Annotated in this window: 20 protein-coding genes; 8 read left to right on the top strand and 12 right to left on the bottom strand. The window is 60.2% G+C overall.

All coding sequences use genetic code 11. The features are described 5' to 3' along the window. Positions 1-22: 22 nt before the first annotated feature. On the bottom strand, positions 23-403 hold the full coding sequence (locus MHH62_RS13235; RefSeq protein WP_014716764.1) for a hypothetical protein: 381 nt from the start codon (positions 401-403) through the stop codon (positions 23-25). Between the two features lie 147 nt (positions 404-550). On the opposite strand from MHH62_RS13235, the gene MHH62_RS13230 reads away from it, so the two are divergent. Together MHH62_RS13230 and MHH62_RS13225 are read left to right on the top strand one after the other, a co-directional pair. Beyond that, a complete protein-coding gene (locus MHH62_RS13230) occupies positions 551-748 on the top strand; it encodes a cation transporter (protein WP_014716765.1) in 198 nt (65 codons plus the stop codon). Between the two features lie 87 nt (positions 749-835). Continuing rightward, positions 836-2,029 (top strand): multidrug effflux MFS transporter, encoded by a 1,194-nt coding sequence (locus MHH62_RS13225; protein ID WP_019817879.1) that lies wholly within the window; start codon positions 836-838, stop codon positions 2,027-2,029. Positions 2,030-2,037: 8 nt separating this feature from the next. On the opposite strand, the gene MHH62_RS13220 is transcribed toward MHH62_RS13225, so the two are convergent. The 3 genes from MHH62_RS13220 to MHH62_RS13210 form a co-directional block, all read right to left on the bottom strand. Further along, complete coding sequence (locus tag MHH62_RS13220) at positions 2,038-2,217, bottom strand: hypothetical protein (RefSeq protein ID WP_014716767.1); 180 nt, start codon at positions 2,215-2,217, stop codon at positions 2,038-2,040. Between the two features lie 146 nt (positions 2,218-2,363). Continuing rightward, on the bottom strand, positions 2,364-3,377 hold the full coding sequence (locus MHH62_RS13215; protein WP_073454533.1) for a zinc-binding alcohol dehydrogenase family protein: 1,014 nt from the start codon (positions 3,375-3,377) through the stop codon (positions 2,364-2,366). Between the two features lie 136 nt (positions 3,378-3,513). After that, positions 3,514-3,807, bottom strand: a complete 294-nt coding sequence (locus MHH62_RS13210; protein WP_003188253.1) for a putative quinol monooxygenase — start codon at positions 3,805-3,807, stop codon at positions 3,514-3,516. 117 nt (positions 3,808-3,924) lie between these two features. Here MHH62_RS13210 and MHH62_RS13205 point away from each other — a divergent pair, with 117 nt between their 5' ends. The 3 genes from MHH62_RS13205 (at position 3,925) to MHH62_RS13195 (ending at position 7,248) form a co-directional block, all read left to right on the top strand. After that, positions 3,925-4,854, top strand: coding sequence for a LysR family transcriptional regulator (locus MHH62_RS13205; RefSeq protein ID WP_339233019.1), 930 nt, complete (start codon positions 3,925-3,927; stop codon positions 4,852-4,854). Between the two features lie 135 nt (positions 4,855-4,989). After that, complete coding sequence (locus tag MHH62_RS13200) at positions 4,990-5,676, top strand: helix-turn-helix transcriptional regulator (protein WP_020301942.1); 687 nt, start codon at positions 4,990-4,992, stop codon at positions 5,674-5,676. Between the two features lie 201 nt (positions 5,677-5,877). After that, positions 5,878-7,248 carry an MFS transporter gene (locus tag MHH62_RS13195; RefSeq protein WP_014716771.1) on the top strand — a complete coding sequence of 457 codons (1,371 nt, stop codon included), beginning with the start codon at positions 5,878-5,880 and terminating at the stop codon, positions 7,246-7,248. A gap of 126 nt (positions 7,249-7,374) precedes the next feature. On the opposite strand, the gene MHH62_RS13190 is transcribed toward MHH62_RS13195, so the two are convergent. Beyond that, entirely contained in the window at positions 7,375-8,328 is a 954-nt protein-coding gene (locus tag MHH62_RS13190; RefSeq protein WP_014716772.1) for an adenosine deaminase, read from the bottom strand. Between the two features lie 193 nt (positions 8,329-8,521). Here MHH62_RS13190 and MHH62_RS13185 point away from each other — a divergent pair, with 193 nt between their 5' ends. Further along, a complete protein-coding gene (locus MHH62_RS13185) occupies positions 8,522-9,613 on the top strand; it encodes a calcium:proton antiporter (RefSeq protein ID WP_003188263.1) in 1,092 nt (363 codons plus the stop codon). 59 nt (positions 9,614-9,672) lie between these two features. On the opposite strand, the gene MHH62_RS13180 is transcribed toward MHH62_RS13185, so the two are convergent. From MHH62_RS13180 to MHH62_RS13150, 7 genes are all read right to left on the bottom strand, one after another. Continuing rightward, entirely contained in the window at positions 9,673-10,614 is a 942-nt protein-coding gene (locus MHH62_RS13180; RefSeq protein ID WP_172832683.1) for a transposase, read from the bottom strand. Positions 10,615-10,924: 310 nt separating this feature from the next. After that, positions 10,925-12,283: an 8-oxoguanine deaminase gene (locus MHH62_RS13175; RefSeq protein WP_339233018.1), complete on the bottom strand. Its 1,359-nt coding sequence runs from the start codon at positions 12,281-12,283 to the stop codon at positions 10,925-10,927. Between the two features lie 146 nt (positions 12,284-12,429). Next, positions 12,430-13,116 (bottom strand): SDR family oxidoreductase, encoded by a 687-nt coding sequence (locus MHH62_RS13170; protein ID WP_003188266.1) that lies wholly within the window; start codon positions 13,114-13,116, stop codon positions 12,430-12,432. Between the two features lie 56 nt (positions 13,117-13,172). Further along, on the bottom strand, positions 13,173-13,754 hold the full coding sequence (locus tag MHH62_RS13165) for a YigZ family protein (protein WP_014716775.1): 582 nt from the start codon (positions 13,752-13,754) through the stop codon (positions 13,173-13,175). A 12-nt stretch (positions 13,755-13,766) separates the two neighbouring features. After that, positions 13,767-14,426, bottom strand: a complete 660-nt coding sequence (locus MHH62_RS13160; RefSeq protein ID WP_014716776.1) for a TetR/AcrR family transcriptional regulator — start codon at positions 14,424-14,426, stop codon at positions 13,767-13,769. 87 nt (positions 14,427-14,513) lie between these two features. Further along, the gene (locus MHH62_RS13155; protein ID WP_019817935.1) at positions 14,514-15,908 is read right to left on the bottom strand and encodes a nucleobase:cation symporter-2 family protein; all 1,395 of its coding nucleotides are present in this window, start codon (positions 15,906-15,908) and stop codon (positions 14,514-14,516) included. An 88-nt stretch (positions 15,909-15,996) separates the two neighbouring features. Then, positions 15,997-16,917: a LysR family transcriptional regulator gene (locus MHH62_RS13150; RefSeq protein ID WP_003188270.1), complete on the bottom strand. Its 921-nt coding sequence runs from the start codon at positions 16,915-16,917 to the stop codon at positions 15,997-15,999. Positions 16,918-17,043: 126 nt separating this feature from the next. Here MHH62_RS13150 and MHH62_RS13145 point away from each other — a divergent pair, with 126 nt between their 5' ends. Together MHH62_RS13145 and MHH62_RS13140 are read left to right on the top strand one after the other, a co-directional pair. After that, positions 17,044-18,393 carry an aspartate aminotransferase family protein gene (locus tag MHH62_RS13145; RefSeq protein ID WP_003188272.1) on the top strand — a complete coding sequence of 450 codons (1,350 nt, stop codon included), beginning with the start codon at positions 17,044-17,046 and terminating at the stop codon, positions 18,391-18,393. Positions 18,394-18,432: 39 nt separating this feature from the next. Further along, positions 18,433-19,926, top strand: coding sequence for a CoA-acylating methylmalonate-semialdehyde dehydrogenase (locus MHH62_RS13140; protein ID WP_014716778.1), 1,494 nt, complete (start codon positions 18,433-18,435; stop codon positions 19,924-19,926). The last annotated feature ends 2 nt before the right edge of the window (positions 19,927-19,928 follow it).

Raw genomic sequence — 19,928 nt, 5'->3', positions numbered from 1 at the left:
CTGTGGGGAAGGTCAAGCCCCTTCAGTATTCCAATGCCGCGGCTTTGAGGTACATGCCGTCCGGGCCCTGGGCAATGCGTAATTTGCGTACGTCACCGGCTTTCAAGGTGATGTTCTGCGCGGGTGGCGCGAGCATGCCTGGCAGACAGCCGGGGGCCTGGCTCGGCAACACTTTCAGGCGCAACGACACATCGCCAGGGGGAAGGTTGAAGGCGGTGGCCTGTTCCTGGAACAGACGCCCGGCCAGTTGGTCCTGGATATACAGGCCGATCTCGCAGTGGGTCGGCACTTCCAGGCGTTCGCGGGAAATAATCAGCACCGCATAATCTTCAGCAGCGAGGGCCTGGGGCGCAGCGGCAGGCAAGCTCATCAGGCCGGCAAGGGCAAAAAACAACCAGCGCATGGCGAATGCTCCGTGGTTCACAGCTAGGAAGGTTGAAGCTTGGCCGACGTCGCCGCCGAATACCAGCCCGGCAGAAATACTGAGAACTTGACCTTGCCATCATGGCAAGCTCGACACTGGGCTCAACCTCATCAAAGGAGTCATGTCATGCAAATATTCAGCGTTGAAGGAATGACCTGCGGCCACTGCGTTAAAGCGGTGACCCAGGCGGTACAGAGCAAGGATCCGGCGGCGAGTGTAAAGGTGGATTTGGCAGCGAAAGAAGTGGGTGTGGAAAGCCGCTTATCTGCAGATGACGTGATCGGCCTGATAACCGAAGAAGGCTACAGCGCCAAGCTGGCGTGATTTTTCTGATCGTTAGCCACCTAACGTAATGTTCATGGCACCCAAGCGCGGCTAGACTGTTGAGCTGCCGACTCACTTGGGTGTCTGATGAACCTTCGCATAATCCTGATTCTGGGCGCCTTGAGCGCCTTCGCGCCGTTGGCGATCGACTTTTACCTGCCGGGCTTTCCGGCAATGGCCACGGCCTTCGCCACTGATGAAAAACATATCCAGCTGACCCTGGCGGTGTATTTCGCGGGCCTGGCTATTGGCCAATTGATCTACGGGCCGCTGGCCGACCGCTTTGGCCGGCGTGTGCCGCTGCTCAGCGGCGTCACCCTGTTTACCCTCGCGTCCTTCGCCTGTGCGTATGCGCCGTCCCTGGAATGGTTGATTGGTGCACGCTTCGTGCAGGCCCTTGGCGGGTGTGCGGGCATGGTGATTTCCCGGGCGGTAGTTAGTGACAAATGCGATGCCGTGGGCTCGGCCAAGGTGTATTCGCAACTGATGCTGGTGACCGGCCTGGCCCCGATCCTGGCGCCATTGGCCGGTGGCCTGATGGTCGGCGTGTGGGGCTGGCAGTCGATTTTCCTGGCGTTGTCGTTGTTCAGCGTGATGGCGGCCATCGCCGTGGCGGTCGGGTTGCCGGAAACCTTCCCGGCCGATCAGCCGCGTCAGCCGTTGTCGGGCTCGTTGCGCCGCTACGGCTCGCTACTGTCAGACCGGGTGTACCTGGGCTATGCCTTGACCGGCGGCATCTCGATTGCCGGGATGTTTGCCTACATCGCCGGCTCCCCCTTCGTATTTATCAAGCTCTATGGCGTGCCGGCCGAGCATTACGGCTGGTTGTTCGGCTCCAACGCCGCGGGCTTTATCCTGGTGGCGCAACTGAACGCAAGATTGCTCGCCAAGCGCGGCCCCGCGTTTTTGCTGTCGCGCACCGTGTGGGTGTACGTGGCGGCGGCGTTGACGCTGTTGGGAATTGCCGCGTTGCGCACCGAGGCGCTATGGCCGTTGCTGGTGCCGCTGTTTATCTGCATCGCCAGCCTGGGCTGCATTTTGCCGAATACCTCGGCCTGTGCCATGAGCGGGCAGGGGACTCGGGCCGGCAGCGCGTCGGCGTTGCTCGGTTGCATTCAGTTTGGTGTGGCGGCAGGCGCGGCGTCGTTGGTCGGTGTGTTGCACGACGGCACGGCGATGCCGATGGCCATGGTCATCTGCCTCTGCGGGGTGCTGGCGGTGACCATTGCCATGGCGACCCAGCGCCTGCAACGGGCAAGGGCCGTACAGGCGCAGGTCTGACGTTCGGTTCAGCCAGCGGAACGTTGCTGGTTGAGGGGGAATCGGTGGGGAGCCTGGATCCGGGCCTGCAGCGTGTCGGCGAAGGCGCGGGCCTCGGCTTCACTGCGAAAGGTGATGGCCTCGCCGTCGAGACGAACTTGCCATTGGCTGCCGGGGGATTTTGCTAACGCTTTTATCAGGATTTTCATTGCTGACTTCCTCACGTAAAAGAATCGTGGCAAAGGCGGCCAATATAAACCTGAACGGGCTCATAAATATGACAAGGATCAACTCTCGGACTAATGGTGTCGTCCATTACCTACGTGGATAACGGACGACACTGACAGCCGTTTTTTCAGAACCCTTCCAGCACGATCTTGCCCTTGGCCTTGCCGCTTTCCAGCAAGGCGTGGGCGCGGCGCAGGTTCGCCGCATTGATCACGCCGAAGTGCTCGCCCACCGTGGTTTTCAGGGTGCCGGCGTCGATCAGTTCGGCCACGCGGTTGAGCAGGTTGTGCTGCTCGATCATGTCTGGCGTCTCGAACATCGAACGGGTGTACATGAACTCCCAGTGCAGCGACAGGCTCTTGCGCTTGAGCTTGCTCACATCCAGGGCCTTGGGATCGTCGATCAACGCCAGCTTGCCTTGGGGTTGCAGCGCTTCGACCAGTTGGTCCAAGTGATGCTCGGTCTGGGTCAGGCTGGCAACGTGGGTGACTTGCCCGTGCCCGGCCTGTTTCAACACTTCGCTCAGCGGCTGGCTGTGGTCGATCACCATGTGCGCTCCAAGAGCCTTGGCCCATGCCTGGGTTTCGGGGCGAGAGGCAGTGCCGATGACCTTCAGCGCCGTGAGCTGGTTGGCCAGTTGAGTCAGGATCGACCCCACGCCACCGGCAGCGCCGACGATCAGCAGGCTCTGGCCTTGATCGTCTTTGCCTTCAGCGACCTGCAAGCGTTCGAACAACAGCTCCCACGCAGTGATAGCGGTCAGCGGCAATGCGGCCGCTTCGGCAAACCCCAGGCTTCGGGGCATATGGCCGACGATGCGTTCATCCACGGTGTGCAGTTCGCTGTTGCCGCCTGGGCGTACCAGGGAACCGGCGTAGTACACCTTGTCGCCGACTTTGAATAACGTCACGTCACTGCCGACCGCCTTGACCACACCCGCCACGTCCCAACCCAGCACCTTGGCGGCGCCATTTTCCGGGGCGACGTTCTGGCGCACCTTGGTATCCACCGGGTTGACCGAGATGGCTTTGACTTCCACCAACAGGTCACGGGGGCCGGCAACGGGGGCTGGTAATTCGATGTCTTGCAGGGATTCTGGATCGTTGATCGGCAGTGAGGCGTAGTAGGCAATGGCTTTCATGATGACTCCAAGTGAATACGGTCAAGGTAGGAGCGAGCTTGCTCGCGAAGATCGTCAACGATGACGTGGTGTTTCTGGTTTCGCGCCTCGTCGTTGGGTTTTCGCGAGCACGCTCGCTCCTACAAAAAAGGCGGGATCAGGCGAGAAATTTCAGGCGCTTGAGTTCGAAGTGTTCGATCACATCGGCGGCCTTGGCGCGAAAGCTCTGGATATGCGCGCTCTGGTCGTGGTCGGCCAGCGCAGCGTCGTCGCTCCAGCGCTCGAGCATGTAGAAGGTCTCGGGGTGTTGCAGGTCCTGGTGCAGGTCGTACTGCTCGCAACCGGCTTCCAGGCGGGTCGGTTCCAGCAGGCCGCGCAGCAGGGTTTCCAGGGTGGCGTGCTGGCCGGGTTTGGCGATCAGCGTGGCGATGACATTAAAAGCGGTGGACATAGTCGACTCCTGGCACGGGGTAACGGGATGGGCAGATGATTGGCTATTTCCCACGCTGATAAAAGCAGCTAAAACAGCAGGCTGTTTCAACCAAATATTGATAATGAGCGGGTATGCATGCTGCGTTTTGATGATTTGCAGTTGTTTGTGCGGGCAGCGGACCTAGGCAGCCTGTCGGCCGCGGCGCGGGTCATGGACCTGTCACCGGCGGTGGCCAGTGCTGCACTCAAGCGTATCGAACAGCAACTGGGCACGCGCTTGCTGGCGCGCTCTACCCGCAGCCTTCGGCTGACGGCCGAAGGTGAGGGCTTTCTGGAGTACGCACGGGCGTCACTGAGTGCGCTGGATGAAGGGCGGCGCCTATTGGCCAGTGGCCAGGATCACGTCAGTGGTGTGCTGCAATTGTCGGCACCCTCGGATTTTGGCCGCAACCAACTGTTGCCGTGGCTGGATGCGTTCCAGCAGGAGCATCCGCAACTGAACGTGCGCCTGTTGCTCGGTGATCGCATTGCTGACTTGTTCCGTCAGCCCGTGGACATTGCCCTGCGTTACGGCGAACCCGAAGACTCCAGCCTGATTGCGCTGCCCATCGCTGCGGACAATATTCGCGTACTCTGCGCTGCACCCAGTTACCTCGTCCGGCATGGCGAGCCGCGGCATCTGGAACAATTGGCCCAGCACAATTGCCTGCTGTACATGCTCGGCAGCCGCGTCCACGACCACTGGGGTTTTTACTATGGCAAGCGCCACGTAAGCCTGACGGTCAGCGGCGATCGCTTCAGCGATGACGCTGATGTGGTGCGCCGCTGGGCGGTGGCGGGCATGGGCATCGCCTACAAGTCTTGGCTGGATGTGAGCACCGATGTGCTGGCCGGGCGCTTGCGTTTGATCCTGCCGGAACTGCAGGGCGAGCGCACCCCGCTCAACCTGCTGTGCGCCCACCGTGCGCAATTGAGTAAACCCATCAATCTGCTGCGGGACATGCTCGTGTCCCGCTGTGCGACATTGACGGCGCAGCGACCGGGACGCATGGTTTCCCGTCAATAGCCTGCGCCACGCTCGGAAGTTTCACTCGTCTCCTGTCCTGATCTGCACTGTCAGACGCCGCGGAACCTACTGCCCGCGCACCTATACTTGGGCGTCAACCGCAGCAGAAAAAATGGTTTAACAGGGAGTGAATACATGGGAGCAGCACCTTGCATCAGCCAGATCGCCAGCTTGCTCGCCGAGCCTAAACGGACGGCCATGCTCTGGGCCTTGATGGACGGTTCGGCGAAATCTTCAGACGAGCTGGCAGCGCTGGCCGGTTTGTCGCCGGCGTCAGCCAATGCACACTTGGCGCGGCTGACCGGCAGCGGCCTGTTGCGGATCGAGGCACGGCGAGGCCAGCGCCTGTTTAGGCTAGCGGCCGCTGATGTCAGCACCGCCATTGATGCATTGGCCAGCACCACCATGGCCAGCGCGGCCCGCAGCACCCCGGATGTTTTGCCACCGGCGCTGCGAGCGCCGCCGTTGCTGCGCCGCGCCCGCTGGTGCCACGGCCACCTCGGCGGTGAACTGGCGGCGCAGCTGTATCAACGGATGCTTGAGGCCGGATGGATCGAGCGCCATGAGCAGCGTACCGAGGTGACGCCCAGGGGCGTGCAAGCGTTGGCGGAACTGGGCATTTTTACCCAGGCATTGGCATCGCCGCTGGCCTGCGACTGTTTCGACTGGAGCCAGCAACAACCCCATCTGGGCGGTGCGCTGGGGGCGGGCTTGATGCAGCTGTTTTTGCAGGCGAACTGGATCAGCGTGATCAACGAGTCACGGGCCCTGTCGGTCAATGACGGGGGGCTTGAGCACATAGCTCGCGTTGCCAAGCTGTAGGAGCGAGCGTGCTCGTGAAAAACTTGAGGGCGCCGCGTTTTATCCAGATGCCCGGCGTTATCGTTAACGTTCTTCGCGAGCAAGCTCGCTCCTACAGGTGCTGGCGTCGCTCTCAGCTGTCGTCAGGTCGCATTCAGCAATAGCCAGCGTAAACGATGCCGCACACTCGCCAAGGGGATTTTTTCATACGAGGGGTGCGGCATGGGTAGGCAGGGTTATAGCGCGGCGGAACGCCTGGAACGGTTGCCCATCAGCGGTTACCACCGAGTCATTTTCATCATCATCGCCCTGGCGTTTTTCTTCGACTCCATGGACCTGGCGATGATGACCTTCCTGCTGGGCTCGATCAAAGCCGAGTTTGGCCTGAGCACGGCCCAGGCCGGGTTGCTGGCCAGTTCGAGTTTTTTCGGCATGGTGGTGGGCGCTTCGCTGTCCGGGATGCTTGCTGATCGCTTCGGGCGCAAGCCGGTGTTCCAGTGGAGCATCGTACTCTGGGGCCTGGCGAGCTACCTGTGTTCCATGGCGCAGACGGTGGAGACGCTGACGTTGTTCCGGATCCTGCTGGGCATTGGCATGGGCATGGAGTTTCCCATTGCCCAGTCGATGCTGTCGGAGCTGATCCCCGCCAAGCGACGCGGCCGTTACATCGCTTTGATGGATGGCTTCTGGCCGTTGGGTTTTGTGGCCGCGGGCGTGTTGTCCTACTTCTTGTTGCCGGTGATTGGCTGGCGCGACATCTTTCTGGTGTTGGCGATACCGGCGGTGTTTGTGCTGGCCATCCGTTTCTTTATACCGGAGTCGCCGCGTTGGCTGGAACAGGCTGGGCGCCATGAGGCGGCGGACAAGGTCTTGCTTGGCATCGAGCAGAAGGTGCGCGATTCCCTGGGCCGCGCCGACTTGCCGGAGCCGATTGCCCTGCCACGGATCGAGAGTGCGCCGGGGACGTTTTTCTCCGCGTTCCAGCAGCTGTGGTCGGCGCAGTACCGCCAACGCACGATGATGATCTGGAGTGTGTGGTTCTTCGCCCTGCTTGGGTTCTACGGGCTGACGTCGTGGTTGAGTGCGTTGTTACAGCAATCGGGTTTTGCTGTGACTCAGTCGGTGTATTACACGGTGATCATTTCCCTGGGCGGAATCCCAGGCTTTTTGATGGCCGCGTGGTTGGTCGAGCGCTGGGGGCGCAAGCCCGTGTGCGTGGTGACCTTGCTGGGCGGCGGGGTGATGGCGTTTGTGTATGGGCAGAGCGCAGTGTTTGGCGGCAACGTAAGCCTGCTGATCACCTCGGGGTTGTTGATGCAGTTCTTCCTGTTTGGCATGTGGGCGGTGCTGTACACCTACACGCCGGAGTTGTATCCCACCTCGGCACGTGCGACCGGCTCGGGGTTTGCGTCGGCGATTGGGCGCGTGGGCTCGTTGCTGGGGCCGTTGGTAACCGGACTGGTATTCCCGATAACCGGGCAGGGCGGGGTATTTGCCTTGGGTGCGCTGTGCTTTGCGGTGGCGGCGCTGGTGGTGTGGTTGTTCGGGATGGAGACCAAGGGCAAGACCCTGGAAGAACTCACCCAGGCTTAAAGCTGATGGGGCCATGTGGGAGCCGGGCTTGCCCGCGATAGCGGTAGGTCAGGCAATAAGAGGCTGGCTGATACACCGCTATCGCAGGCAAGCCAGCTCCCACAGGTTGAGTCCAGGTCTATTCAGTTATGGCTTCACGAGCCGCGCATCCAGGCTGTTCTGCGCCAGGCGTTTGGCCTGGTCCTGAGTCATGCCCAGGCTGGTGTGCAGCGCATGGAAGTTCTCAGTGACGTAACCGCCGAAGTACGCCGGGTCATCCGAGTTCACGGTGACCTTTACGCCACGTTCGAGCATGTCGAGGATGTTGTGCTGGGCCATGTCGTCGAACACGCAGAGCTTGGTGTTGGACAGCGGGCACACGGTCAACGGGATCTGCTCGTCGATGATGCGCTGCATCAAGCGCTCGTCTTCGATGGCGCGCACGCCATGGTCGATGCGTTGGATTTTCAGCAGGTCGATGGCTTCCCAGATGTACTCGGGCGGGCCTTCTTCACCGGCGTGGGCCACGGTCAGGAAGCCTTCGTGACGGGCACGGTCGAACACGCGCTGGAACTTGCTCGGTGGGTGGCCCATTTCCGAGCTGTCCAGGCCCACGGCCACGAACGCGTCACGGAATGGCAGCGCCTGGTCGAGGGTTTTCTGCGCTTCGTCTTCGCTCAGGTGGCGCAGGAAGCTGAGGATCAAACCGCTGGTGATGCCCAGTTGCTGCTCGCCGTCTTTGAGTGCGGCGGCGATGCCGTTGAGCACCACTTCGAACGGCACGCCACGGTCGGTGTGGGTTTGCGGGTCGAAGAACGGTTCAGTGTGAATCACGTTCTGGGCCTTGCAGCGCAGCAGGTAGGCCCAGGTCAGGTCGTAGAAATCCTGGGACGTGCGCAGCACATCGGCGCCCTTGTAATACAGGTCGAGAAACTCTTGCAGGTTGTTGAAGGCGTAGGCCTTGCGCAGGGTTTCGACGTCGTTCCATGGCAGCGCAATCTTGTTGCGCTCGGCCAGGGCGAACAGCAGCTCAGGCTCCAGCGAGCCTTCCAGGTGCAGGTGCAATTCAGCCTTGGGCAGGGCGTTGAGCCAATCGTACATTTTTAAATTCTCATCAGGTGCAATGGCGGCATTCTACAGGCCATGGCTGAAATAATCGGCAAAACCTGACCAGCAGGAGAGTATTTCTGTCACTCACGCAAGGGCGGCCTGAACTAAGGTGTAACGAAACGTTAGTGGCTCGGCGCAGTCTTTACCCCATCAATGACTGATTCGCTGTATGAAAAGGCCCGGAATGCTCACATCCCTCAAGCAAGAAAAATTCATGCTGCTGGCGCTGATTGCCGCCATCGCCGCCTACCCGCTGGAACACTGGATGCTCCACAGCGGCCAACTGGTCGCGCTGCTGGCCGGCTTCGCGCTGATCGCGTTTATCGTGATGGCATCGATGCGCGTGGCTCATCACGCCGAGCAGTTGGCGGAAAAAGTCGGTGACCCCTACGGCACCATGATCCTGACCCTCGCCGCGGTATTGGTGGAGGTGGTGATCCTGGCGATCATGATGAGCAACGAGCCATCGCCGACGCTGGTGCGCGACACCATTTACTCAGCGGTGATGCTCGATATCAACGGCATCCTCGGCCTGGCCGCGCTGATGGGCGGCATCAAGCATGGCGAACAGTCCTACAACGATGACTCGGCGCGCACCTACAGTGTGATGATTCTTACTGCCATGGGTGTGTCGATGGTGGTGCCGGAATTTATCCCCGAAGCGGACTGGAAAATTTACTCGGCCTTCACCATTGGCGCGATGGTGGTGCTTTACACCTTGTTCCTGCGCATGCAGGTGGGGCCGCACAGTTATTTCTTCAGCTACAGCTATCCGGAAAAACGCCGTAAGAAACAGCCGGAAGACGAGCACGCGCCGTCTGTCAGCCTGACGTTTTCCATTGCGACTCTGGTGTTTGGGGTGATCGTGATTGGGGCGCTGGCCGAGGTGATGTCAAAGACCCTCGACCTGGGCCTGGAAGGGACCGGCGCACCGCCGGTGATTACCGCGATTGTGGTGGCGGCTATCTCGGCCGCGCCGGAGATCCTCACGGCACTGCGCGCCGCGTTGGCCAACCGCATGCAATCGGTGGTCAACATCGCGCTGGGGGCTTCGTTGTCTACGGTGATCCTGACGGTGCCGGTGATGGAAGCCATGGCGCTCTACACCGGGCAGCCGTTCCAGATGGCGATGACGCCGGTGCAAACGGTGATGGTGTTTATCACCCTGATCGTCAGCGCGATCAACCTCAACGACGGGGAAACCAATGCGATAGAAGGGATGACGCATTTTGTGTTGTTTGCGACCTTTATCATGCTGTCGCTGTTGGGGCTATAACCCGATTTGAACGGCGCCGCAGACCCAATGTGGGAGATTCTATGGTTGAGGGGCAACCCTCAACCAACTTTTGGCTGATATTCGCTTTGCCCTTTCAGCAGAGCGAACACCACCCTAGCAAGCTTGCGGGCCAGTATTACCAGCGCCTGTGTGGTGCTATAGCCTCGCGCCCTCTGTGCTTGATAAAACGCTTTCCATGTCTCTGTTCGGCTAGCCGCCATCGCTGCGTTATGCAGCAGGCGCCGAGCTTCTGAGTCGCCGCGCTTACTTAAACTACGACGACCATCCTTCTGTCCTGACTTGTTGACGCGCAAATCCATACCAAGAAAGGCGATAAACGCGTCCGAATTCCTGAACTCTCCCCGTTGGAAGGTGGCAATCAAACGCGCGCCAGTCAAAAAACCGATGCCTTCGACTTTCAAGCAACGCTTCAACTGACCCAGTAAACCTGCTTCTTTCAGGCAGTCACTGATCATTTTTTCGATTAACCCTTCCAGTCTCTGCATCGACTTCACCTGCTCGGCAAACGAGGCCTTAAGAAGCGGCTCGTTCGCCCAGCTTTGCGTCAGGCTGACGCGCGCCTGAACCAAGGCTGCGCGCCGACGAAACAGGCTTAGAAGATGGCGATACAGCGGTGATGGAGGTGTCCAGGGACGCAGTTCGTCTGCCTCCTTTCTCAAATAGCGGACGAGCAGCTTGGCATCCAAAGCATCGGTCTTGGCCCGGATCTTCACGCTTTCGCGGTAATGCTTGAGCTCATAACCTCCAACCATGTAAACCACGCAACCAGCTTCATGAGCTAGATCAGCAAACTCCAAGTGGTAGATATTGGTGGCTTCAATTGCGATGGCCACTTTGCAGGACAAGGCCTTCAGCCATTTTTTGATAGCGGCTTTGGTGTTTGGGATTGTTTCTAACAGATCGACTTCAGCGTGATAAATCACCAGTTCATTCTTAGCGACATCGACGCCTACGATTGGCTTTGAGACAGAAACTGGCATTGCCATGGGGCTTCCTCCGGGCTAAGGTTTTGAGCACTTGAAGGGCTCACCCAGAGGCGCAGGCTTGTTCCTATCGTCGGTCATAGCCAGATGCATTCTTTATCGGCGCTTGGGTGAAAGGAGGAGGGGCGAAATCTCCCACGGTCTGTACTGCGTCAACAGTCAGAATCGGGCTTTGTCCCTTCTCCTCCCTTCAAGTCCTAGCATACAAGCGGGCTTGCTCGCGAATGCGGTGGTTCAGTCACAGATGTACTGACTGACACAGCGCATTCGCGAGCAAGCCCGCTCCACATTTGGATTGGTACCTGGCTTAGGTGCCTGCGATCAACTGGCGCGCTGCCTGGCTGTGATCCGCGATCAAGCCTTTCAGATCCAGCCCTTCGACTTGGCCGTCGATCACCCGCCATTGACCTGCGATCATCATCCGGTCTGCCCGGTCCGCACCGCACAACAGCAGCGCGGAAATGGGGTCATGGCTGCCGGAGAAGCGCAGCTCATCGAGCTTGAACAGTGCCAGGTCCGCCTGTTTGCCTACTGCCAACTCGCCAATATCCGTGCGCCCCAGCAACTGCGCCGAGCCCTTGGTGGCCCAGCCCAATACACCTTCGGGGGTGATCTTTTCCGCGCCGTAGCGCAGGCGCTGGATGTACAGGGCCTGGCGTGCTTCAAGGATCATGTTCGAGGCGTCGTTGGAGGCGGAGCCGTCCACGCCCAGGCCGATGGGGGCGCCGGCGGCGAGCAGGTCCAGGGTCGGGCAAATGCCGGAGGCCAGGCGCATATTCGAGCTTGGGCAATGGCAGATGCCGGTGCCGGCTGCGCCCAGGCGCTCGATTTCGTCCGGGTTGAAGTGAATGCCGTGGGCCAGCCAGGTGCGCGGGCCAAGCCAGCCGACGCTGTCGAGGTAATCCACGGTACGCAGCCCGAAGCGTTGCAGGCAGAAATCTTCCTCATCAAGGGTTTCCGCCAAATGGGTGTGCAGGCGCACGTCCAACTGGTTGGCCAGCTCGGCGCTGGCTTGCATGATTTCGGGGGTGACGGAAAACGGCGAGCACGGCGCCAGGGCGATCTGGATCTGCGCACCGTCACCGCGCTGGTGATATTCGCGGATCAGGCGCTGGCTGTCTTCGAGAATCACTTGGCCTTGCTGCACCGTTTGCTGCGGCGGCAGGCCGCCATCGGCTTCGCCCAGGCTCATGGAACCGCGGGTGAGCATGGCGCGCATCCCCAGTTCACGCACGCTGTCTACCTGCACATCAATGGCGTTTTCCAAACCATCGGGGAACAGGTAGTGGTGGTCGGCCGCCGTGGTGCAGCCCGAGAGCAGCAATTCGGCCAGGGCGACTTTGCTGGCCAGGGCGAGTTTTTCCGGGGTGAGTCGTGCCCATACCGGGTACAGGGTTTTCAGCCAGGGAAACAGCGGCTGGTTGACCACCGGGCCCCAGGCACGGGTCAGGGTTTGATAGAAGTGGTGGTGGGTGTTGATCAGCCCAGGCAGCACCACATGCTCGCGGGCATCGAACACCTGCGCGCAAGGCTGCGCAGGCGCTTGCCCTTGGGCCAGCACTTCGGTGATGACACCGTCTTGCAGCACCAGGCCGCCACGGGCATCGAGGCCATTGGCGGTGAAAATCGCGAGGGGGTTTTTTAACCAGATACGGGTCGCAGGCATTGGCCGGCTCCTCTGAATGATGGGTTCAGGTTTGCCAGCTCAGTGTTGCCCTGTCTGCTGATCCAGGGTCGCCGGGGAGGGCGAGGAGGGCAGTTTACGCGTGGATCGTTATCGACGGCAATTGGTCGATAACGACCCTTTGCCACTTACCAGGCGATGGTGTCGCCTTTGTAGTCGACGAAGTGATGGCCGCCTTTGCCGGTGTAGGCATTTACCTGGTCCACCAGGCCGCGCACGCTGGTCTCGACGTCGATGTGGGCGTTTTCGCCGCCCATGTCGGTCTTCACCCAGCCTGGATGCAGCGACAGCACCGTCGGTTTGGGCTCGCCCAGTTGCGTGATAAAGCTGTTGGTCATCGAATTGAGGGCGGCCTTGCTGGCTTTGTACAGCGCCAGGTCCGAGCCGTCGGGAATGGTCACGCTGCCCAGTACTGAACTCATGAAGGCCAGCACGCCGGTGTCTTTGCGGATCTGCCCGACAAAACGCTGGGCCAGGTTGATCGGCGCCACGGCGTTGGTAAAGAACAACTGGCCGACTTCCGCCAGGGTCGCGTGGCCGGGCTCCTGATTGGCCGGGCCTTTGACGCCGGCGTTGACGAACAGCAGGTCAAAGGTGCGATCTTTCAGGCGTTGGGCCAGGGCGATCACGGCTTGCTGATCGTCCATGTCCAACTTCTCGATCTGCACCGGCCCCACGGCTTTCAACGCATCGGCCTTGTTCGGATCGCGCACGGTGGCGGTCACGTCCCAGCCGTCCTGGAGCAGTTGCTTGACCAGGCCAAGGCCCAGCCCGCGCGAGGCGCCGATGATCAGTGCGGTTTTTGGCGTAGACATGAAAGGCTTCCTTTGAAATCGCGGTTCAGGGAGTTCAGCGCATAACAGTAGCAGTTTCAGCGTTCGAGCAGGATGCGCCCACGGCTCAGGTCGGCGAGCTGGGTTTGCAGGGTGTCGATGTGCGCCTCCCCCAGGGCGAGTTGCAGTTCTACGCCGTTGGCGGTAAAGGTTTCTTCCACCACAAGCCCGCCGAGTTCAGCGACACGCAGCTTCACCAGGTTCAGTTCGGAGAAGCCACAGGCGCAACGCAGGGGGACGCGGCTGATCAGCTCGATGCGCTCGGCATTTTGCAGGCATTTATTGGCCCCGCCGCCATAGGCGCGGGCCAATCCACCCGTGCCCAGTTGAATGCCGCCGTACCAGCGGATCACCAAGACGGCCACCTGATCAAAGCCCTGGGCCTCGATGGCTGCAAGAATCGGGCGCCCGGCGGTGCCTCCGGGTTCGCCGTCATCGCTGCTGCGGTATTGATCGCCCAGCTTCCAGGCCCAGCAGTTGTGCGTGGCGTTGAGGTCGCTGTGTTGCTCGAAAAACGCCTGGGCGTCCTGCGGGCTGGTAATCGGCGCCGCCAAGGTGATAAAGCGACTTTTGCGTATTTCTTCACGAAACTCGCAAAAGCCGGTGAGCGTAAAAGACATAAATCGCTTCGTTTATAGGGCTGGCTTGATGCCGCAGCCTTTGAGAATGATATGGATCAGGTTGGTGCCGGCATCTTCCATGTCCTGCTTGGTCAGCTTGGTGCGACCGGTAACGCGGCAGATCTGGGTGGCGAAGTCAGCGTAGTGCTGGGTGCTGCCCCACAGCAGGAAGATCAGGTGCACAGGGTCGACGGGGTCCATTTTGCCGGCGTCGATCCACGCCTGGAACACTGCGGCACGGCCACTGAACCAGGCCCGATAGTCCTGGCCGAAATATTCAGTGAGGCATTCGCCACCGCTGATGATCTCCATGGCGAAGATCCGCGAAGCCTGGGGTTGGCGGCGCGAGAATTCCATCTTGGTGCGGATGTAGCGAGCGAGCGCCACGGCCGGGTCGTCCTCGGCGGTCAGCGCGTTGAAGGTGCTGTCCCACAGTTCGAGGATATTGCTCAGCACCGCGACGTACAGGCCCAGCTTGTTGGTGAAGTAGTAGTGCAAATTGGCCTTGGGCAGCCCGGCACTGGCAGCGATGGTGTTCATGCTGGTGCCTTTGTAGCCATGACGCGCGAATTCATCTTCAGCAGCCTGGAGAATCGCTTGTTCGTTCTTTTGCCGAATGCGGCTGGCGGGTTTACCGGCGTGGTTGCTGTGGGCAGGAACTTCGAGGCTCATGGAGGTTTCCGTGCTGATCGATAGAGACGACGTGTGCACAGATAACCCACCCTCAAGCCTCAGACAAGTCCTGATGCAATAAAACCGTCAAAGCGGCTCCAGGCTGTCGCGTTCCGGGCTGTGGTTTGCGGCGGCGGTACTTGCCTTGGCCTCCGGCAGTAACAGGCACAGCAGGATGGCGGTGATACCGCCGCTGGTGATGGCGGAGTCGAACAGGTTCTGCACCAGTGTCGGCATCAGGTGCAGCAGGTTAGGTTGCGCGGCGATACCCAGGCCAACGCCGAATGAGGTGGCGATGATCAGCATGCTGCGTCGGTCCAGCGGTGCCTGGGCAAGGATGCGCACGCCGGCCGCCGCCACGCTGCCGAACATCACCAGGGTGGCGCCGCCCAGCACCGGCTTGGGGATTTGCTGCAGCACGGCGCCGATCAATGGAAACAGGCCCAGACAGAACAGCAACACGCCGATGTACAAACCGACGTAACGGCTGGCCACGCCGGTGAGCTGGATCACGCCATTGTTCTGCGCAAACGTGGTGTTGGGGAAGGCGCTGAAGGTGGCGGCGATCATGCAGCTCACCCCATCGCCGAGCACGCCGCCCTTGAGCCGGCTTATATAAGAAGGGCCGCTGATGGGCTGGCGGGCAATCATGCAATTGGCGGTGAGATCGCCGACGGTTTCGATGCTGCTGATCAGATAAATCAGCGCAATCGGCAGGAAGGCGCTCCAGTCGAAGTTGAAACCAAAGCGGAATGGTGTAGGCAGGCTGACCAATGGCAGGTCAGGCAACGCCTGGGGAGTCAGTTTGCCGCTGAACCACGCCGCGAGGCTGCCCAGGGCCAGGCCGATGATGATGGCCGACAAGCGTACCCAGGGCGTGTTCGAGCGGTTGAGCAGGATGATCGTCAATACAACGAACAGGCCCAGCGCCAAGTTGGCGGGAGCGCCGAAGTCCGGTGCATTGAAACCACCGCCGAGGTCGGTGATGCCCACTTTGATCAGGCTGATGCCGATCAGCGTAATTACGATGCCGGTCACCAGGGGAGTGATCACGCGGCGCAACTGGCTGATAAAGCGGCTCAATACAATCTGCACCGCCGCGCCGAAGAAGCACACGCCGAAAATCATCGCCAGAATGTCTTCCGGGCTGCCACCGCGTTGCTTCACCAGAAAGCCTGCTGACAATACGGCGCCGAGAAACGCAAAGCTGGTGCCTTGCAGGCAGATCATGCCGGCACCGATGCCAAACGGCCTGCGTGCCTGGATGAAGGTGCCTACGCCGGAAACCATCAACGCCATGCTGATCAGGTAGGGCAAGTGGGCGGTGAGGCCGAGGGTGGAGCCAATAATCAGCGGCGGCGTAATGATGCCGACGAACGCCGCCAGGACATGTTGCAGCGCCGCGAGGAGAGCGGGCAGTGGTTTCGGCCGGTCGTTGAGGCCGTAGATCAGGTCGCTGGGGCTGGAGGATTCTGGGGGCATGGCGGGTCAACTCAAGGCGGACGGTTCAAGGTCCTTGAACCCTTGCAAAAAGCTGTCCATATGCTCAGCTTTTTGTGCAAGGCCCGAGTTAGCGGGTGGCGGCCAGGCTTTCGAGGAAGCTTTCCAGCACCAAATGAGGGCGACGGCCCTTGCGCGTGACCGATGCCAGGCTCAAATCGTAAAAACGTGTCGCCGGTTTCAGCGCACGCAGTCGGCCTTGTTGCACCCATAGGCTGGCGTAGTGATCGGGCAAATAGCCGATATAACGCCCGGTGAGAATCAGGAACGCCATGCCTTCACGGTCTGACGCACTGGCGGTGCAGTTGAGCGCCTGGTAATGGGCCTGGATTTCCGCGGGTAAGCGGAAGGTGGGGGCGATGGCATCCTGGCTGTCGATGCGTTCGTCGTCGAGTTGCTTGTTGTCGGCGTAAAACAGCGGGTGGCCGACCGCGCAATAGAGCAAGGAGCGTTCGCTGTACAGCGGCTGGTATTCCAGGCCCGACAGTGCGCTGGCCTGGGGCACCACACCGACGTGCAGGCGACCGTCGAGTACGCCTTGCTCCACTTCATTGGGGGCGATCATGCGAATCTGGATCTGCACGTCCGGGCCGCGTTCCTTCAACTGCGCCAATGCGTGGGTGATGCGCATATGGGGCAGGGTCACCAGATTGTCGGTGAGGCCAATGATCAACTCTCCGCGCAAATGTTGGTGCAGGCCGTTGACCTCGGTGCGAAAACTTTCCAGGGCACTCAGCAGTTGCAGGGCAGACTGATAGACCTCGCGGCCTTCTTCTGTCAGAGAGAACCCGGCGCGGCCGCGTTGGCAGAGCCTCAGCCCGAGCCGTTGTTCAAGGTCGCTCATCTGCTGGCTGATGGCCGAGCGCCCGATGCCAAGGACGGTTTCCGCTGCCGAGAAGCCGCCGCACTCCACCACGCTGCGAAAGATGCGCAGCAAGCGAATATCGAAGTCACTGACTTGGGCCAAAGGGTCGGGACGACGGCTGCTCATAGTTTAGTGAAGGCCTGACTGAAGGTTAGAAGAGTTGGATTTCACCGACTTTATCCCCGTGGCAATTTAGCTGCAACAACGCTTTTTCAATCCCGACGCTGCCTTTTGCCCTGCGAGGTTTTGCTGATGAACATGCCCGAAAACGCCCCATCGTCACTGGCCAGCCAATTGAAGCTGGATGCGCACTGGATGCCTTACACCGCCAACCGCAACTTCCAGCGCGATCCACGCCTGATCGTGGCCGCCGAGGGTAGCTGGTTGACCGATGACAAGGGGCGCAAGGTCTATGATTCGTTGTCGGGCCTGTGGACCTGTGGCGCCGGGCATACGCGCAAGGAAATCCAGGAAGCGGTCGCCAAGCAATTGGGCACCTTGGACTACTCCCCAGGCTTCCAATACGGTCATCCGTTGTCCTTCCAGTTGGCGGAAAAGATCACCGACCTGACCCCAGGCAACCTGAATCATGTGTTCTTCACCGATTCGGGCTCTGAATGTGCCGATACGGCAGTGAAGATGGTGCGGGCCTACTGGCGCCTCAAAGGTCAGGCCACCAAGACCAAGATGATTGGTCGAGCCCGTGGTTACCACGGTGTGAACATTGCTGGTACCAGCCTGGGCGGTGTGAACGGTAACCGTAAGCTGTTTGGCCAGGCGATGATGGACGTCGACCATCTGCCTCACACCTTGCTGGCCAGCAACGCCTTCTCCCGGGGCATGCCGGAGCAGGGTGGTATTGCCTTGGCCGATGAGTTGCTCAAGCTGATCGAGCTGCATGATGCGTCGAACATCGCAGCCGTGTTTGTCGAGCCGATGGCCGGTTCCGCTGGCGTATTGGTGCCACCGCAGGGTTATCTCAAGCGCCTGCGCGAAATTTGCGACCAGCACAATATCCTGTTGGTGTTCGACGAAGTGATCACAGGCTTTGGCCGCACCGGCTCGATGTTCGGTGCCGACAGCTTTGGCGTGACACCGGACCTGATGTGCATCGCCAAGCAAGTCACCAACGGCGCGATCCCGATGGGCGCGGTGATTGCCAGTAGCGAGATCTACCAGACCTTCATGAATCAGGCGACGCCGGAATACGCCGTGGAATTCCCCCACGGCTACACCTACTCGGCGCACCCGGTGGCCTGCGCGGCGGGCTTGGCGGCATTGGACCTGTTGCAGAAAGAAAACCTGGTGCAGAGCGTAGCCGAAGTCGCACCGCACTTTGAGAATGCGCTGCACGGTTTGAAGGGCAGCAAGAACGTGATCGACATTCGCAACTACGGCCTGGCCGGTGCGATTCAGATTGCCCCGCGTGATGGAGATGCCATCGTGCGTCCATTCGAGGCCGGCATGGCATTGTGGAAGGCCGGTTTCTATGTGCGTTTTGGCGGCGACACCCTGCAGTTCGGGCCAACCTTCAACAGCAAGCCGCAGGACCTGGACCGTCTGTTTGACGCGGTCGGCGAAGTGCTGAACAAGATCGACTGATTTCTCCTTCTATATAGAACAATTTTTCAGGAGCCCTGCATGAGCCTTATCCAGCATTTGATCAACGGTGAGCTGGTCAACGACAGCGGTCGTAGTGCCGACGTCTATAACCCGTCTACCGGCCAGGTGATTCACCAGGTGCCGTTGGCCAGCCGTGAAACCATTCAACAGGCGATTGACTCAGCCAAGGCGGCGTTTCCGGCCTGGCGCAATACGCCGCCGGCCAAGCGTGCCCAGGTGATGTTCCGTTTCAAGCAACTGCTGGAGCAGAACGAAGCACGGATTTCGCAGTTGATCAGCGAAGAACATGGCAAAACCCTGGAAGACGCCGCGGGTGAACTCAAGCGTGGGATCGAGAACGTGGAGTACGCGTGCTCGGCGCCGGAGATTCTCAAGGGTGAATACAGCCGCAACGTAGGGCCGAACATTGATGCGTGGTCGGACTTCCAGCCATTGGGCGTGGTAGCGGGTATTACCCCGTTCAACTTCCCGGCGATGGTGCCGTTGTGGATGTACCCGCTGGCGATTGTCTGCGGTAACTGTTTCATCCTTAAACCTTCAGAGCGCGACCCGAGTTCGACGCTGTTGATCGCGCAGCTGTTGCAGGAAGCCGGGCTGCCCAAAGGCGTGCTCAGCGTGGTGCATGGCGACAAGGGCGCGGTGGACGCATTGATCGAAGCGCCTGAAGTCAAAGCCTTGAGCTTTGTAGGCTCGACGCCGATTGCCGAGTACATCTATTCCGAAGCGACCAAACGTGGCAAGCGTGTGCAGGCGCTGGGCGGGGCGAAAAACCACGCGGTGCTGATGCCGGATGCAGACCTGGATAACGCTGTGAGTGCCCTGATGGGCGCGGCGTATGGTTCCTGCGGTGAGCGTTGCATGGCGATCTCGGTGGCTGTGTGCGTGGGCGATCAGGTGGCGGATGCATTGATTGCCAAGCTGGTGCCACAGGTCAAGGCGTTGAAGATTGGTGCGGGCACTTCTTGCGGGCTGGATATGGGCCCGTTGGTGACGGGGCAGGCGCGAGATAAAGTCAGTGGCTATATAGAAGACGGTGTGTCGGCGGGGGCTGAGCTGGTCGTTGATGGCCGTGGCTTGAGTGTTGCCGGGCATGAGCAAGGTTTTTTCCTCGGTGGCAGCTTGTTTGACCGCGTCACCCCTGAGATGCGTATCTATAAAGAAGAGATCTTTGGCCCGGTGTTGTGCGTAGTGCGGGTGGATAGCCTGGAAGCGGCGATGCAACTCATCAACGATCATGAATACGGCAACGGTACTTGTATCTTCACCCGTGATGGTGAAGCGGCGCGTCTGTTCTGTGATGAGATTGAAGTCGGCATGGTGGGTGTTAACGTGCCGCTGCCGGTGCCGGTTGCGTATCACAGCTTTGGTGGCTGGAAGCGTTCGCTGTTTGGCGACTTGCATGCCTATGGGCCGGACGGGGTGCGTTTCTATACTCGTCGCAAGGCGATCACCCAGCGTTGGCCGCAACGGGCCAGCCATGAAGCGTCGCAATTCGCCTTTCCCAGCCTGTAAGG

Origin of the sequence: Pseudomonas sp. FSL L8-0168 (assembly GCF_037976155.1) — a bacterium.
Classification (GTDB): Bacteria; Pseudomonadota; Gammaproteobacteria; order Pseudomonadales; family Pseudomonadaceae; genus Aquipseudomonas; species Aquipseudomonas paracarnis.
The sequence above is the reverse complement of the archived record's forward strand: the minus strand, read 5'-3'. Positions and strand labels throughout refer to the sequence as shown.